The 15,428-nt window shown below is 72.7% G+C and carries 12 protein-coding genes and 2 tRNA genes; 7 read left to right on the forward strand and 7 right to left on the reverse strand.

Annotated elements, in window-relative coordinates; genetic code table 11:
* The first annotated feature begins 414 nt into the window (after positions 1-414).
* The 4 genes from AB0K51_RS30115 to AB0K51_RS30130 all read left to right on the forward strand — a co-directional run bounded on the left by AB0K51_RS30115 (position 415) and on the right by AB0K51_RS30130 (position 1,993).
* Complete coding sequence (locus tag AB0K51_RS30115; protein ID WP_363460599.1) at positions 415-822, forward strand: hypothetical protein; 408 nt, start codon at positions 415-417, stop codon at positions 820-822.
* A gap of 120 nt (positions 823-942) precedes the next feature.
* Positions 943-1,485 (forward strand): bifunctional DNA primase/polymerase, encoded by a 543-nt coding sequence (locus AB0K51_RS30120; RefSeq protein ID WP_363460602.1) that lies wholly within the window; start codon positions 943-945, stop codon positions 1,483-1,485.
* A gap of 85 nt (positions 1,486-1,570) precedes the next feature.
* Positions 1,571-1,644 (forward strand) — tRNA-Lys (locus AB0K51_RS30125).
* A gap of 112 nt (positions 1,645-1,756) precedes the next feature.
* Positions 1,757-1,993 carry a hypothetical protein gene (locus AB0K51_RS30130; protein ID WP_363460604.1) on the forward strand — a complete coding sequence of 79 codons (237 nt, stop codon included), beginning with the start codon at positions 1,757-1,759 and terminating at the stop codon, positions 1,991-1,993.
* 33 nt (positions 1,994-2,026) lie between these two features.
* Here the strand turns inward: AB0K51_RS30130 and AB0K51_RS30135 are convergent, their stop codons facing one another.
* From AB0K51_RS30135 to AB0K51_RS30145, 3 genes are read right to left on the reverse strand one after another with little or no spacing between them, the layout of a single operon-like run.
* A complete protein-coding gene (locus AB0K51_RS30135; RefSeq protein ID WP_363460606.1) occupies positions 2,027-2,629 on the reverse strand; it encodes an LUD domain-containing protein in 603 nt (200 codons plus the stop codon).
* Positions 2,626-4,116 (reverse strand): lactate utilization protein B, encoded by a 1,491-nt coding sequence (locus AB0K51_RS30140; RefSeq protein ID WP_363460608.1) that lies wholly within the window; start codon positions 4,114-4,116, stop codon positions 2,626-2,628. Before AB0K51_RS30140 ends, AB0K51_RS30135 begins: the two co-directional genes overlap by 4 nt.
* Positions 4,113-4,925 carry a (Fe-S)-binding protein gene (locus AB0K51_RS30145; protein ID WP_363460610.1) on the reverse strand — a complete coding sequence of 271 codons (813 nt, stop codon included), beginning with the start codon at positions 4,923-4,925 and terminating at the stop codon, positions 4,113-4,115. Before AB0K51_RS30145 ends, AB0K51_RS30140 begins: the two co-directional genes overlap by 4 nt.
* Before the next feature lie 83 nt (positions 4,926-5,008).
* On the opposite strand from AB0K51_RS30145, the gene AB0K51_RS30150 reads away from it, so the two are divergent.
* A complete protein-coding gene (locus AB0K51_RS30150) occupies positions 5,009-5,626 on the forward strand; it encodes a GntR family transcriptional regulator (protein WP_363460612.1) in 618 nt (205 codons plus the stop codon).
* A 205-nt stretch (positions 5,627-5,831) separates the two neighbouring features.
* Here AB0K51_RS30150 and pgi read toward each other — a convergent pair whose 3' ends face one another.
* Complete coding sequence (pgi, locus tag AB0K51_RS30155; protein ID WP_363460614.1) at positions 5,832-7,493, reverse strand: glucose-6-phosphate isomerase; 1,662 nt, start codon at positions 7,491-7,493, stop codon at positions 5,832-5,834.
* A gap of 183 nt (positions 7,494-7,676) precedes the next feature.
* Positions 7,677-9,257, reverse strand: coding sequence for a Na+/H+ antiporter (locus AB0K51_RS30160; protein WP_363460616.1), 1,581 nt, complete (start codon positions 9,255-9,257; stop codon positions 7,677-7,679).
* A gap of 111 nt (positions 9,258-9,368) precedes the next feature.
* Here AB0K51_RS30160 and AB0K51_RS30165 point away from each other — a divergent pair.
* Positions 9,369-9,442, forward strand: a tRNA-Lys gene (locus AB0K51_RS30165).
* A gap of 61 nt (positions 9,443-9,503) precedes the next feature.
* On the opposite strand, the gene AB0K51_RS30170 is transcribed toward AB0K51_RS30165, so the two are convergent.
* Both AB0K51_RS30170 and AB0K51_RS30175 read right to left on the reverse strand, forming a co-directional pair.
* Positions 9,504-9,887 carry a VOC family protein gene (locus AB0K51_RS30170; protein WP_363460618.1) on the reverse strand — a complete coding sequence of 128 codons (384 nt, stop codon included), beginning with the start codon at positions 9,885-9,887 and terminating at the stop codon, positions 9,504-9,506.
* 108 nt (positions 9,888-9,995) lie between these two features.
* Positions 9,996-11,657, reverse strand: a complete 1,662-nt coding sequence (locus tag AB0K51_RS30175; RefSeq protein ID WP_363460620.1) for a glycosyl hydrolase family 18 protein — start codon at positions 11,655-11,657, stop codon at positions 9,996-9,998.
* A 242-nt stretch (positions 11,658-11,899) separates the two neighbouring features.
* Here AB0K51_RS30175 and AB0K51_RS30180 point away from each other — a divergent pair, with 242 nt between their 5' ends.
* Complete coding sequence (locus tag AB0K51_RS30180) at positions 11,900-15,130, forward strand: PDZ domain-containing protein (protein ID WP_363460622.1); 3,231 nt, start codon at positions 11,900-11,902, stop codon at positions 15,128-15,130.
* Positions 15,131-15,428: the final 298 nt, after the last annotated feature.

Raw genomic sequence — 15,428 nt, forward strand, 5'->3', positions numbered from 1 at the left:
TCCGGTGCGGTGCAGTCCTAGACAGCTCCACCACACCGGAGGTCTTCACGTTTGATCAAGCCAGACCACCGTCAACAACGCTCGTGGTCAATACATCTAGGGCCCCGAAAGGGGCCCGGGGAACGGCGGGAGTGCGTGGCAGTCGGAGTGACAGGGCGCTGAAGGTCTGGGCGCATAGAGGTCTCCAAGACGCCCAGCCGTACTGAGGCCATCCGCCACTCGCCTCGCAGTTCCCCGAGCCCCTGATAGTGCAACTTCCCCGAGCTCCCGAAGAAGATCCCCCCGGCGCGAAAGATCCTTCGCGCGCCGCCCCGCAGGGAATAGCGACCCGGGGTGCACCGTTCCGCTACCGGCGGTTCGCGCGCGACAATGGACGACGGCCGCTTTCCCCAGATCACCCGGAGGTGCCCCGCCATGCCCGACTCGTACCCGCAGGCGTCCGACCAGGACGGCACGCCGACCCAGGCCGCCGTGCCGGCCGTGCCGGGGCCGGGCGGTCAGGGGCGCCGGATCCGCCCGGCCCAGCTGATCTTCGAGCCGCCGGCCGAGGAGTCCGAGCAGGAGCGTTTCTTCGACCTGGAGTCGATCGCCGACCCGGCCGAACTGCTGACCCGTTCGACCGAGTTGGCGCTGGCGTTCCGCGCCGCGGCGGAGCGCGCCACCGACTTCCAGGCCATCGCCGCCGCCCAGCTCGCCGACCCGCGCCGGTTCGACGCCCTGTCCGCGGCCGAGATCGCCGCCCGCGCCGACTGGACTCCCGACTACGCGGTGAAGATGGTCGAGTACGGCCGGTCCCTGCAGCGCCGCCAGCGCGAGGAGTAGTCCGGCCGCCGAAAGGCCTCTGGCATATGCAGCGGGCGATGGTACGCCCGAGGACCACCCGCTGTCCGGCGAACGCCGCTTTCGCTCCGGTCGGCTTCGGCACCGGTCCACGCTGGTTCGGTGGACATCTGGACCTATCAATCCGTGGAGTACGTGACGGTGGCCGGGGAGGCCTGGCTGGCGTCCGCCAGTGAGTACCCCAGCAGCATGCGGGCGCTGTGGGGTGCCCGTCCGTGGGCGCCGGCGGTGCTGCCCTGCGGCCGGGTCTTCGACGTGATCAGCATGCCGGGCGTGTTCGGGCGGCGGGTGCTCGACGAGCTCTGGGCCTCCGGTCCGGGGTGCGGGCCGGTCGCCGCGTACCGCGGCCGCACGCTGCTGTTCGTCCAGCCCGGTACGGCCGGCCGGCTGCGCACCCTGCTGGCGTGGGAGGAGTGGGCGCGGGACGTGCCGCCGCTGCTGTGCCACGGCGTGGGGGACGCGGTCACCGTCCCGCCGGTGCAGCGCGAGATCGACGCGCCGGACAGCGGGACGGGCCGCTGGGTCGTCGCCCCGGACACCCGCGAGCCCTGGCTGCCGGGCGCGTCCGTGGTGCTGTGGGCCTGTGTCCGGGCGGCGCGCAGCCGGTCGCACGCCGGTGACGACGGGGCGCCGAACGCCTGCTGAACGCGGGGTGCCCGGCGCGTGCCCGGTCGGCGCGAATCGATTTTGGTTCCCGCCCGGGCCGCTGCTAGAGTCGTCACGTCAGCAAGCGCCGCTAGCTCAGTTGGTTAGAGCAGCTGACTCTTAATCAGCGGGTCCGGGGTTCGAGTCCCTGGCGGCGCACAGACGGTCGAAGGCCCCTCGCGGAAGCGGGGGGCCTTCGGCGTTCTTCCGTCGTGCCGACGTCCGTCATGTCCGGGTCTCCGGCGCGTAAAGGGCTGCTAATGTCCGGGTCATGGCGTCCGACGACCTCCACTCCGACTGGGCCGCCTGGCTCGACGCCGAGCTCGCCGACGCCGAGGCCGCCGCCCTTCGCGCCCACCACCGGGCCCGCCGCCACCGTTTCCTGCGCCGCGCCCTCGGCTGGACCGCCGCCGTCGCCCTGGCGGCCACGCTCGGCCTCGCCCTCGTCTACACCGCGCAGCACGGCCCTACTCCCGTCCCGGTCACCACGGCGTCCGCCGCCCCGTGACCGACGCACCGTCAGCCGGGCCGCGCCGGTCCGCTACGGCGTGATGACCACCGTCAGGCGGCGCGGGCCGTGGACGCCCTTGACCCGGATCATCTCGATGTCGGCGGTGGCGGAGGGTCCGCTGATGAAGGTGAGCGGGCGGCGCGGGTCGAGGACGGCGAGCGCGCCGGGCAGGGCGGAGTGGATCTGCGGCTCGCGGACCACGCAGACGTGCAGGTCCGGCAGGAGGGTGGCGGCGCGGCGGCCCTGACCGGGGCCGGCGTCCAGGACCAGCGTGCCGGACTCGGCGACGGCGGTCGCACAGACCGTCAGGACGGCGTCGGTGCCGTCGAGTTCGGTGGCGGACAGCGGCGGCGCGTCGGCACGCACCGCCCCCGGGTAGCCCTCCAGCCAGGCGGCGGGCAGCCCCTCGGGCACCACCACGCTCCGCACGCCGTCCAACGCGGCGGCCACCAGTTCGGCGGCGGACGGCCCGCGCAGCACCGTCGCGCCGTACTCCCCCACCCGCTCGGCGAACAGCTCCACCACGGCCGCCCGGTCTCCCGGCAGCTCCCGCAGGTACCCGCGCGGGACGTCGCCCGCCGGAGGCACCGCGGCGGCCCGGATCCGGCGCAGGATCTCCTCGCGCGCGCTCACTCGCTTCCTCCCTCGGACGGCACGTCGCTCCGCCTCTCGCCCTGCTTTTCGGCCTGCTTCACACCCTGCTTCTCGTTCCGTTTCCACCAGCTCCGGAACGACTCCTTCGGGACGGCGGGCACCGTCCGGCTGTCGGTCCAGCCGCCGAGGACGCCGGGCAGCCGCAGCCGCTCGGGCAGCAGCGGACCGACCAGGCCTGCGCTCTTCACGGCGGCCTTCCACGCCCGCTGATGCTCCATCACCGAGCCGACCGCGCCGAGTGCGACGCGCTCCACCGGGTGCCGGCCGCCGTCGGCGACCTGCGCGCGCAGGTCGAGCAGCACGTCGGTGAAGCGGATCCGGACGGGGCACACGTCGTTGCAGGCGCCGCACAGCGTGGAGGCGTAGGGCAGCGAGGCGGTCTGCGGTTCGTCGAGGCCGCGCAGCAGCGGGTTGAGGATGGCGCCGATCGGGCCGGGGTAGACGGAGCCGTAGGCGTGGCCGCCGGTGCGTTCGTAGACGGGGCAGATGTTCATGCAGGCGCCGCAGCGGATGCAGCGCAGGGCCTGGCGTCCGACCGGGTCGGCCAGGGCGCGGGTGCGGCCGTGGTCGACCAGGACCAGGTGGAAGGCGCGGGGTCCGTCGCCGTCGGTGACGCCGGTCCAGGTGCTGGTGTAGGGGGACATCCGCTCGCCGGTGGCGTTGCGGGCCAGCAGTTGCAGGAAGACCTCCAGGTCCTGCCAGGTGGGCACGGTCTTCTCGATGCCGACCACCGAGATCAGGGTGTCGGCGAGGGTCAGGCACATCCGCCCGTTGCCCTCGGACTCGACGACCACCAGGGTTCCGGTCTCGGCGACCACGAAGTTGGCGCCGGAGACCGCGACCTTGGCGGCGAGGAACTTCTCCCGCAGGTGCAGCCGGGCGGCCTCGGCGAGTTCGGCGGGGTCGTCGCTCAGCCCCTCCGGCGCGGGACGGCCGTGCCGGCCCATCTCGCGGACGAAGATGTCGCGGATCTCGGTGCGGTTGCGGTGCAGCGCGGGCACCACCACGTGCGAGGGCAGGTCGTCGCCCAACTGGACGATGGTGGCGGCCAGGTCGGTCTCCCGGGCGGTGATCCCGGCGGCCTCCAGCGCGGCGTCCAGGCCGATCTCCTCGGTCAGCATCGACTTGACCTTGACGATCTCCGTCTCGCCGGTGGCCCGGACCAGCCGGGTGACGATCAGGTTGGCCTCGGCGGCGTCCCGCGCCCAGTGCACGGTGCCGCCGGCCGCGGTCACCTTCTCCTCCACCTGGAGCAGGTACTCCTCCAGACCGGCCAGTACCCGGTCCTTGATCGCCGCGGCGGCGTCCCGCAGCTGCTCCCAGTCGGGGCGCTCCGCGGCCAGCACCGCCCGCTTGCCCCGGATGGTGTGGGTGGCCCGCCGCACGTTGGCCCGCAACTGCTCGTCCCCGACGGCACTCCGCGCGGCCGTCGGGAACTCCGGCCACCCCAGGAACGACCTGGTCATCGCACCGCCTCCACCGTCGGGACCCCGTCCAGCGGCCCGTCCACCTCGGTGCGGGCCAGGATCTCCGCCAGGTGCACGGTGCGCACCGGATGCCCGTCCCTGGTGAGCCGCCCGCCGATGTTCATCAGGCACGAGTTGTCGACGGCGGCCAGCACCGGCGCCCCGGTCTCCAGCACGTGCCGCGCCTTGTCGCCGTTCATCGCCCCGGACACCGCCGCGTTCTTCACCGCGAACGTGCCGCCGAAGCCGCAGCACTCCTCCTGCGCGGGCAGCTCCACGAAGTCGATCCCGCGCACCGCCCGCAGCAGCCGGTACGGCCGGTCCCCCAGCGCGGAGGCCCGCAGGCTGTGGCAGGTCGGGTGGTAGGTCACCCGGTGCGGGAAGTACGCCCCGACCTCGACCACACCCAGCCGGTCGGTCAGGTACGCCGTCAACTCCCATACGCGGGGCGCCATTTCCTCGACCGCCCGGAGCAGCCCCGGGTCGCCCGCCGCCTCCGCCGCGAGCGCGTACGCCTCCGCGGGCATCCCGGCGCAGGACGCCGAGGGCACCACGATCTCGTCGTAGCCCTCGAAGGTCTCCACGAAGTGCCGGGCCAGCCGCGCGGTCTCCCTGCGGTACCCGGTGTTGAAGTGCATCTGCCCGCAGCAGCTCTGTGCGGCCGGGAAGTCCACGGCCACGCCGAGCCGCTGCAGGAGCGCCACGGTGGCCCGGCCGGTCCCGGGGAAGAGCGTGTCGTTCAGGCAGGTCACGAACAGCGCGGTGCGCGGTGCCGGTGTCGGGGCACTCGGCGGTGTCGGGGCAACCATGCGGCACAGCATAGATGCAAGCTTGGATGCAACGATAGATGCATGCATGGATGCAAGACCGGGCCGCATGGCAGAATGACCACGTGACCGACGCCCAGACCACCGCCGACCGGGCCTACGACCACGTCCGCACCCGTCTCCTGGACGGCAGTTACCCCGGCGGCACCCTGCTCTCCGAAGGCACCGTCGCCACCGAGCTGGGTCTCTCCCGCACCCCGGTCCGCGAGGCCTTCCTCCGCCTCCAGTCCGAGGGCTTCCTGCGGCTCTACCCCAAACGCGGCGCCCAGGTCGTCCCGATCTCCCCCGGCGAGGCCAGGAACGTCCTGGACGCCCGGCTGCTCTTCGAACGCTCCGCGATCGAGGCGGTCGCCGCGCAGGGGCCGGACGCGATGCGAGCGGCTGCCGCCGAACTGCGCGCCGCCTGCGAGACCCCCGACCGCCACCCGGTCGAGGCCGGCCGCCGCTTCCACCTCACCCTGCTCCGGGCAGCCGGCAACCCCGTCCTGACCTCGCTGTACGAGTCCCTCTGGGACCGCCAACTCCGCATCTCGGCCGCCGCCACCGCCACCACCCGCCACGCAGCCACCGACCACACCGAACACCTCGCGATAGCCGACGCCCTCGCCGCAACGGACTCCGTCCTGGCGAACGAACTGGCCACCGCCCACGCCGAATCACTCCTGGCCAGAGTAGGCATCTAGGGACCCGGAACTGGCTTCGCCAGGGGCCGGGTGAGCGAAGCTCACAAGGGGCCCGGGGAACGGCGGGGGTGTGTGGCGGTCGGGGTCACGGGGCGCTGCGAGGTCTGGGCGCATGGAGGTCTCCAAGACGCCCAGCCAAGCTCAGACCACCAGTCACTCGCCTCGCAGTTCCCCGAGCCCCTGGATAGTGCAACTGACTCCTGGATTAACGGCCGCGCAGCGTCCGGTACGTGGCGACCAGGCCGGCCGTGGAGGCGTCCAGCGTCTCGGTGCCCTCGCCGGTGAGGAGGACGGGCTCGATGCGCTTGGCGAGGACCTTGCCGAGTTCGACGCCCCACTGGTCGAAGGAGTCGATGTTCCAGATCGCGCCTTGGACGAACACCTTGTGCTCGTAGAGGGCGATGAGCTGGCCGAGCACCCGGGGGGTGAGCTCGGTGGCGAGGATCGTGGTGGTGGGGTGGTTGCCGCGGAAGGTCTTGTGCGGGACCAGCTCGGCGGGGACGCCCTCCGCGGCGACCTCTTCGGCGGTCTTGCCGAAGGCCAGCGCCTGGGTCTGGGCGAAGAAGTTGGCCATCAGCAGGTCGTGCTGGGCGACCAGGCCGTCCTGCAGGTCGGCGACGGGGCGGGCGAAGCCGAGGAAGTCGGCGGGGATCACCTTCGTGCCCTGGTGCAGCAGCTGGTAGTAGGCGTGCTGGCCGTTGGTGCCGGGGGTGCCCCACACCACGGGGCCGGTCTGCCACTGCACCGGGTTGCCGTCGCGGTCGACCGACTTGCCGTTGGACTCCATGTCCAGCTGCTGCAGGTAGGCGGTGAACTTGGACAGGTAGTGCGAGTACGGCAGCACGGCGTGCGACTGGGCGTCGAAGAAGGCGCCGTACCAGACGCCGAGCAGGCCGAGCAGCAGCGGCGCGTTCTGCTCCGCCGGCGCGGTGCGGAAGTGCTCGTCCATGGCGTGGAAGCCTTCGAGCATCTCCTGGAAGTGCTCCGGCCCGATGGCGAGCATCAGCGAGAGGCCGATCGCCGAGTCGTAGGAGTAGCGGCCGCCCACCCAGTCCCAGAACTCGAACATGTTGGCGGTGTCGATGCCGAAGTCGGCGACGCCCTGGGCGTTGGTGGAGAGCGCCACGAAGTGCTTGGCCACCGCGTCGTCCCCGGTGCCGAGCTGGTCCAGCAGCCAGGTGCGCGCGGCGACGGCGTTGGTGATCGTCTCGATGGTGGTGAAGGTCTTGGAGGCGACGATGAAGAGGGTCTCCGCGGCGTCCAGGTCGCGGACGGCCTCGTGCAGGTCGGCGCCGTCGACGTTGGAGACGAAACGGACCGTCAGGTCGCGGTCGGTGTAGGAGCGCAGCACCTCGTAGGCCATGGCGGGGCCGAGGTCGGAGCCGCCGATGCCGATGTTGACGATGTTGCGGATCCGCTTGCCGGTGTGGCCGGTCCACTCGCCGGAGCGGACCCGGTTCGAGAAGGCGGCCATCTTGTCGAGCACGGCGTGCACGGCGGGGACGACGTTCTCGCCGTCGACCTCGATGACGGCGCCGCGGGGGGCGCGCAGCGCGGTGTGCAGGACGGCGCGGTCCTCGGTGATGTTGATCTTCTCGCCGCGGAACATCGCGTCGCGCAGCTCGGCGACGCCGGTGGCCTCGGCGAGTCCGCGCAGCAGGTCCAGGGTGCGGTCGGTGACCAGGTGCTTCGAGTAGTCGAGGAAGAGGTCGCCGACCTGGAGGGTGTAGCGGCTGCCGCGGTCGGCGTCGGCGGCGAACAGCTCGCGCAGGTGCTGTTCGCCGAGCTCGGCGCGGTGCTTCCCCAGCGCGGCCCACTGCGGGGTGCGGTCCAACGGGGTGCGGCCGTTGGCAGGGGTGTCCGACATCGGTTGCTCCTTGGTCGTCCGGGTGCAGATACCGGCGGGTTCCGGCGGGAGGGTCGCGCCTGGTCCGGCGGGTACGGTGCGTGCGCCGGCTTCGTCGACGGCCTTGCCCGGTCCAACCCTATGCCCTGCGGGGGCCCCGACCCGGTCGGCCGGCGAGTGGGGCGCGCAGGCGTCGACGGAGCGTCACTTCCGCGCCGACTGCAGGTCGAGTGCGCGCAGCACCTGGTCGGCCACCTCGGGGTCGGCGCCGAACTCGCCGCGGGCGACGAGCACCTCGCGCCGGGAGGCGGCGATCATCTCCTGTTCGACGGCGAACGCCTGACGCCACTTCTTGCCGCGGCGCTTGGCCTCCAGCGCCTCTTCCTCCTCGTACTTCTCCGGGCAGAGCCGGGCGAGTCGGTCGTGCTGGCGCTCGCGCAGGCGTTCGGAGATCTCGGCGGGGAGTTCGTCCTCGTCCTCGAGTTCGCCGAGCCGGTGCAGTCCGGCCTTGGCCGCACGCCACCAGAGTTCGCGGACGGCCTTCTCGTGGGCGTCGCTGCCGGTGTCCAGCCCGAGCAGCCGGACCACGTAAGGGAGGGTCAGGCCCTGGACCACCAGGGTGAAGAGGACGACGCTGAAGGCGATGAAGACGATCTCGTTGCGCGCGGGGAAGGGCAGCCCGTCGTGCAGGGTGAGCGGGACGCCGAGGGCGAGGGCGACGGTGGCGACGCCGCGCATGCCGGACCACCACAGCACGACGGTCTCCCGCCAGCTGATCGGGGTGTCCTCGTCGCCGTGGGTGACCCGCTTGGAGAGCCAGGCCGCGGGCAGCAGCCAGACCAGGCGCAGCAGGACGACCACGGCGATGACGATGGCGGTGTCGCCGATCATGGTCTCCCAGGTGTCGCGGACGTCGCGGAGCACGGTGGAGAGCTCCAGGCCGATCAGGCCGAAGGCGACGCCGGTGATCAGGGTCTCGACGATCTCCCAGAAGGCGTTGCCGACCAGGCGGTAGGAGACCTCGTCGGCGTCGGTGGCGCGGTCGGCGAGGTAGAGCGCGCAGACCACCACGGCGAGCACGCCGGAGCCGTGCGCCTCCTCGGCGAGGGTGTAGGCGGCGAACGGGACCAGCAGGTTGAGCGCGACCTGCTGGGTGGGGTCGTCGAGCAGTCCGGCGAGTTTGGCGTTGGCCCAGCCGAGGCCGATGCCGACGACGACCGCGACCACGGCGGAGAGCAGGAAGCGTTCGACCACCCGGCCGGCGGACAGGTTGCCGTCGACCACCGCCTCGACGGCGAGCGAGTAGATGACGATCGCGGTGACGTCGTTGAACAGGCCTTCGCTCTCCAGCACGGCGACCAGCCGGCGGGGCAGTCCGACCGAGCCGGCCACCGCGACGGCGGCGACCGGGTCGGGCGGGGAGACCAGCGCGCCGAGGGCGAGGGCGGCGGCGATCGGCGCGGCGGGCACCAGCCAGGAGAAGACGCCGGCCACGGCGGTGGTGGTGACCACCACCAGGGCGACGGCGAGCAGCAGGATGGAGCGGATGTTGGCCTTGAAGTAGCGCACCGAGGAGCGCCGGGCGACCGCGAAGATCAGCGGGGGCAGCACCATCGGCAGGATCAGTTCGGGGTTGATCTGCACGTTGGGGATCTGCGGGACGAGCGCGAAGACCAGGCCGACCAGGGTCATCAGCACCGGCTGCGGGATCCGGCTCCGGCGGGCGAGCGGCATCGTGATCACCGAGGCGAGCAGCACCAGGAAGAGCAGTGACAGCTGGCCCACGGTCGGTCCTCTCGGCAGGGCTGGGTTCGCCGGGCTCAGCATACGTCGGGCCCCGACCGGGCCGATTGTGTGTTTCGGCCGCTGACCAGGTAATGTTCTCTCCGTCAGCACGCGCCGCTAGCTCAGTTGGTTAGAGCAGCTGACTCTTAATCAGCGGGTCCGGGGTTCGAGTCCCTGGCGGCGCACAGACGGTCGAAGGCCCTCCGCGAGAGCGGGGGGCCTTCGGCGTGTCGCGGGGCGGCGCGGTCACTCGCGGAGCTCGTTGACGCACAGGACGTTGCCTTCGCTGTCCTTGAACCAGGCGGCGCGCATGCCGTCGTCCTCGGCGACCCCGTCGACGGTCTTCAGCCCGGGGAAGTCGTAGTCCTCGAACACCACGCCGCGGCCGCGCAGTTCGGCCATCTCGGCGTCCAGGTCGGAGACCTTCCAGCTGGCCAGGGTGTGTTCGGCCTTGCCTCCGTGGGGCGTCTCGTACAACTGGAACTCGCCGTCGCCGGAGCGGAAGCTGACAAACTCCGGACGATCGACGGCGAGGGTCAGGCCGAGCGTGTCGCGGTAGAACCGCTTGGCCCGGTCGAGATCGCTCGCGGGGATCACCGCGAACAGCGTGGCCTCTGCCAACATCGCCATCACCTCCTGCCCTCCAGGCTAGGCAGCGGCGCTGGGCCCCGCGAACGGCCGCGGGCCGGCCGCCGGGGAGGCGGCCGGCCCGCGGGGGGTGCCGGTGGAGCGGGGGGATCAGCCGAAGTACGAGTGGAAGTTGTTGGAGAACTCGTTCCCGTTGTACTTGTCCCAGTTGATCGACCAGGTCATCAGGCCGCGCAGGTTCGGCTGCTTGCCGGCCCGCGGGCTGTAGGAGCCGCAGCTGGTGCCCTTGGTGAGGCAGTCCAGCGCCTGGTTGACCGCGGCGGGCGCGACGTAGCCGTTGCCGGCGTAGCTGTTGGCGGGCATGCCGATGGCGACCTGGGACGGCTTCAGCGCCGGGAACATGTTGGCGGTGTTGCCGGCCACCGGGAAGCCGGCCAGCAGCATGTCGGTCATGGCGATGTGGAAGTCCGCGCCGCCCATGCTGTGGTACTGGTTGTCCAGGCCCATGATCGAGCCGGAGTTGTAGTCCTGGACGTGCAGCACGGTCAGGTCGTCGCGCAGTGCGTAGATCACCGGCAGGAACGCCCCGGCGCGCGGGTCCTGGCCGCCCCAGGGGCCGGATCCGTAGTACTGGTAGCCGAGTTGGACGAAGAAGGTCTCCGGCGCCATGGTCAGCTGGAACTTCGCGCCGTACTTGGCCTTCAGGCTCTTGACCGCGGAGATCAGGTTGGTGATCACCGGGGTGGTCGGGTTCTTGAAGTCGGTGTCGCCGGTGTTCAGCGACAGCGAGTGGCCCTCGAAGTCGATGTCGAGGCCGTCCAGGCCCCACTTGTCGATGATCGAGGAGACCGAGTTGACGAAGTTGTCGCGGGCGGCGGTGGTGGTGAGCTGCACCTCGCCGTTCTGGCCGCCGATCGACAGCAGCACCTTCTTGCCCTTGGCCTGCTTGGCGGCGATGGCCGCCTTGAAGTCGGCGTCGGACTCGACGCTCGGGCACTCGCTGACCGGGCAGCGGTTGAAGTGGATGGTGCCGCCGGTGATCGAGTCCGGCTCGCCGAAGGCGAGGTCGATGATGTCCCAGCTGTCCGGCACGTCCGCCATCCGCACGTAGCCCGCGCCGTTGGCGAAGCTGGCGTGCAGGTAGCCGACCAGGGCGTGGCCGCTCGGCGGCGGGGTGGTGGTCGGGGAGCTGGACGGGCTGGCGCTCGGGCTGGCGCTGGTCGACGGGCTGGCGCTGGCGGAGGGGCTGGCGCTGACCGAGGCCGACGGGCTGCTGGAGACCGACGCGGACGGGGACGGGCTGGGGGCGCCCGGTCCGTCCAGCGAGACGTCGTCCGCGTAGTAGGTGCCCTGGCCGTACCAGCCGTGGGTGAAGACGGTGGCGCTGGTCTGGGTGGCGGTGGTGGTGAAGCTCAGCGACAGCTTCTGGTAGGCGCCGCCGGTGCTCGGCGTCCAGGTCGAGCTGCCGCCGTTGACGCCGAGGTAGACGTACGCGCCGTTCACGTAGGCGCTCAGCGTGTAGGTGGTGTTCGGGGCGACCGCGACGGTCTGGGTGCACTGCGCGCTGTCGCTGGACGACGCCGCGCCGGCCAGCGCGTAGCCGCCGGTGTGCGCGTGGCCGGTGACCACGCTGCCGGTGCCGCCGGTGCAGCTCCACGGGCCCAGCGACCCGCTCTCGAAGCCGCCGTTCACCAGGAACTCGCCGGCCGACGCCGACGTGGCCAGCCCGAAGCTGATCGCGACAGCGCCCGCTGCCGCCACCGCCCAGGCCGTACCCGCGGCGAGCAGCCGCTTCCTACGGGGAGTACGCATGTGGGGATGCTCCTGCCTGTCTGTGGGGGACGCCTTCCTCCACCGGCCGGAGTGTGGGGTTTCCCGGCCGGGGCATGCCGCCGCACCGGCACGCACCAGGGAGTTGGACTAGACCACTGAAGCGGCTGAGCCCATCCCCTGTCAATGCGCCCGCAACCCCGGTTCACTGACCCCGCGTCAGCAGGCCACCGCCGCCGGAACCCGCTCGCGTTGCGACCCTCCACGCCGCACCGAACCATGGAATGGTGCCCGGTTACCTGCGATACCCCCATGTACGCGGCGGTCTGCTCGCCTTCACCGCCGAGGACGACGTCTGGGTCGCGCCGCTCGCGGCCGACGGGGAGGTGGGGCGGGCGTGGCGGGTGAGTTGCGACCGGACCCGGGTGAGTCATCCGCGGCTCTCGCCGGACGGCACGACGATCGCCTGGACCAGCTGGTTCGCGCTGACGCCGGAGGTGTTCACGGCGCCGGCGGCGGGCGGCGAGGCGGTGCGGCTGACCTACTGGGGCAGCCTGGACACCCGGGTGCGGGGCTGGCTGCCGAACGGCGAGGTGCTGGCGGTGACCTCGTACCACGAGCCGTTCGCGCACTACACCTGGGCGTGGGAGCTGCCCGTGGACGGCGCGCCGGGCCGCCGGATGCCGTGGGGGCCGGTCGCGGACGCCCAGATGGGCGAGGGCCACACCGTGCTGCTGACCGACGCGGCCCCGCACGAGCCGGCGTTCTGGAAGCGCTACCGCGGCGGCGCCACCGGCCGGCTCTGGCTCGACCACGACCTGCTGCTGCCCGGCCACCGCGGCCACCTGGCCTCCCCGATGCCCGTCGCCACCGAGCACGGCACCCGGATCGCCTTCCTCTCCGACCACGAGGGCGTCGGCAACCTCTACTCCGTCCGCCCCGACGGCGCCGACCTGCGCCGGCACACCGACCACGACGCCTTCTACGCCCGCGAGGCCGCCACCGACGGCACCCGGATCGTCTACCAGCACGCCGGCGACCTGTGGCTGCTGGACTCCCTGGACGCCCCCGCCCCGCGCCGCCTCGACGTCCCGCTCGGCGGCGCCCGCACCGGCCGCCGCCCGTACCAGGTGGGCGCCGCCAACAACGTCAAGGACCTGGCCTGCGACGCCACCGGCCGGGCCGGGGTGATCAACGTCCGCGGCAGCCTGTACTGGCTGACCCACCGGGACGGCCCGGCCCGAGTGCTCGCCGACACCCCGGGGGTGCGCTGCCGGCTCCCGGTCGTACTCGGCTACGGCGGCCAGGCCGCCTGGGTCACCGACGCCGAGGGCGAGGACGCGATCGAGCTCGCGCCGCTGCCGGGCAAGGACTCCGCGGGCGCCGAGGAGCCCGCCGAGCCCCGCCGGATCGCCGGCGGCCTGATCGGCCGCGTCCAGGAGCTGACCGCCGCCCCGGACGGCCGCCACCTCGCCGTCGCCTGCTCGGACGGCCGGCTGCTGCTGGTCGCCGTCGCCGACGGCGCGGTCACCGAGGTCGCCGCCTCCCGCTACGGCCCGGTCTCCAGCCCGTCGTTCTCCCCCGACTCGCAGTGGCTGACCTGGTCCCAGCCGGTGGCCGGCCGCTCCCTGCGCTCGATCCAACTCGCCCGGGTGGACCGCCCCGAGCGCACCGTCGACGTCACCGGCGGCCGCTTCGAGGACGAGCACCCGGTCTTCACCCGGGACGGCCGCTTCCTGGTGTTCCTCTCCTGGCGCGGCTTCGACCCGGTGCACGACGTGCACACCGGCGACCTCTCCTTCCCGCTCGGCTGCCGCCCGTACCTGGTGCCGCTCGCCGCCGACACCCCGTCACCGTTCGCCTCCCCCGCCGAGGGCCGCCCCCCGGTCGGCCTCGACCCGGAGGAGGCCACCGGCGACGGCACCGTGCACGTCGACGAGGAGGGGCTCAGCAAGCGGCTGGTGCCGTTCCCGGTGATCGCCTCCAAGTACTCGGCGACCGCGGCGGTCCGCGGCGGCGTGGTGTGGCTGCGCTGGCCGATCTCCGGCGCGCTCGGCCAGACCTTCGCCAACCCCGAGGACACCTCCGGACGCCCCGCCCTGGAGCACTTCGACCTGGCCCGCGGCCGCCGCACCACCCTGGTCGAACAGCTCGACGGGTTCGCGGTCTCCGCCGACGGCTCGGCGATCTCGGTCTTCTCGGCCGGCAGCCTCAAGCTCTACCCGCTGGCCGCCCCGTCCGCCCCGCTCCCGGTCGACCTGCGCCGGATCACCCACACCGTGCACCCCGCCGCGGAGTGGCGACAGTCCTACCACGAGGCCGCCCGGATCGTCCGCGACCAGTTCTGGGACGCCGACATGTGCGGCCTCGACTGGCCCGAACTCACCGACCAGTACGCCCCGTTGCTGGACCGCATCGCCTCCCCCGACGACTTCGCCGACCTGCTGCGCGAACTCCTCGGCGAACTCGGCACCTCGCACGCCTACGTCACCCCCGCCCGCCGCGGCGAGGGCCCCGCCATCGCCCAGCAGCCGCTCGGCCTGCTCGGCGCCAACGCGCACCGCGACCCGGACGGCCGCTGGCGGGTCGACCGCATCCTGCCCGGCGAGTCCTCCGACCCCAAGGCCCGCGCCCCGCTGGCCGGTTACGGCCTGCACGACGGCGACGAACTGCTCGCCGTCGACGGCCGCCCGCCCGACCCGGTCCGCGGCCCCTCCCCGCTGCTGGCCGGCACCGGCGGCACCACCGTCGAGCTGACCGTCCGCCACGAAGGCCGCACCCGGCGGATCGCGGTCACCCCGCTCACCGACGAACGGCCCATCCGCTACCAGGACTGGGTCGCCAAACGCCGCCACCTGGTACGGGAGTTCAGCAACGGTGTCTGCGGCTACCTGCACATCCCCGACCTCGGCGGCTCCGGCTGGGCCCAGTTCAACCGCGACCTGCGCTCCGAACTCGCGCGCCCCGCGCTGGTGCTGGACGTCCGCGGGAACGCCGGCGGGAACGTCTCCGAACTCGTCCTGGAGAAACTCCACCGCCGGGTCCTGGCCTGGGACTTCACCCGCGGCCGGCAGCCCGTCCGGTGGCCCCGCGACGCGCCCCGCGGTCCGGTGGTCGCCCTCGCCGACCACGCCACCAGCTCCGACGGCGACGTCATCATCACCGCCATCAAGGCCCTCGCCCTCGGCCCCGTCGTCGGCTCCCGCACCTGGGGCGGCGTGGTCGGCATGACCGGCCGCCACGCCCTCGGCGACGGCACCCAGATCTCCGTCCCCAAGAACGCCTCCTGGTTCACCGGCGGCATCGGCTTCTCCGTCGAGAACCACGGCGTCGCCCCCGACGTCGAGGTCATCCGCACCCCCCACGACTGGGCCCGCGGCGCCCACACCGACCTCGCCGCAGCGGTCACCCTCGCCCTCGACCTCCTCACCGCCAACCCCGCCGCCACCCCCCCACCCCCCTCCACCCCCCGCCCCGACCTCCGCCGCCCCCCACTCCCGCCCCGCGACGGCTGACGCGCAGAGCAGCAAGAACCGGGCGGCGGCCTGCGGCCGGCAGAGCGGAGAGGACGACCAGAGCTAGCCAACGGCCCGCGGCCTTCAGCCCGCGCAGCGACAAGTACCGGCCAATGACCTGCGGCCCGCGCAGCGACAAGTACCGGGCCACCGGCCTGCGGCCCGCGCAGCGACGAGAGCCGGGCGGCGGTCTGCGGCCTGCGGAGCGCGAGGCTGGTGCCCCGGGGCGGTGGGTGTGGTGTGCTGATCGCCGCGGGGCGAAACGCTTGGCGGGGCGAAATGCGGCGAACGCCGGTGC

The organism is Kitasatospora sp. NPDC049285, from assembly GCF_040678815.1.
Taxonomy (GTDB): Bacteria; Actinomycetota; Actinomycetes; order Streptomycetales; family Streptomycetaceae; genus Kitasatospora.

Excerpts from the sequence above, each read along its gene's own strand:
- AB0K51_RS30115 (WP_363460599.1), top strand. The coding sequence starts at position 415 with ATGCCCGACTCGTACCCGCAGGCGTCCGACCAGGACGGCACGCCGACC.
- AB0K51_RS30130 (WP_363460604.1), top strand. The coding sequence starts at position 1,757 with ATGGCGTCCGACGACCTCCACTCCGACTGGGCCGCCTGGCTCGACGCC.
- AB0K51_RS30140 (WP_363460608.1), bottom strand. The coding sequence starts at position 4,116 with ATGACCAGGTCGTTCCTGGGGTGGCCGGAGTTCCCGACGGCCGCGCGG.
- AB0K51_RS30145 (WP_363460610.1), bottom strand. The coding sequence starts at position 4,925 with ATGGTTGCCCCGACACCGCCGAGTGCCCCGACACCGGCACCGCGCACC.
- pgi (WP_363460614.1), bottom strand. The coding sequence starts at position 7,493 with ATGTCGGACACCCCTGCCAACGGCCGCACCCCGTTGGACCGCACCCCG.
- AB0K51_RS30170 (WP_363460618.1), bottom strand. The coding sequence starts at position 9,887 with ATGGCGATGTTGGCAGAGGCCACGCTGTTCGCGGTGATCCCCGCGAGC.
- AB0K51_RS30175 (WP_363460620.1), bottom strand. The coding sequence starts at position 11,657 with ATGCGTACTCCCCGTAGGAAGCGGCTGCTCGCCGCGGGTACGGCCTGG.
- AB0K51_RS30180 (WP_363460622.1), top strand. The coding sequence starts at position 11,900 with ATGGTGCCCGGTTACCTGCGATACCCCCATGTACGCGGCGGTCTGCTC.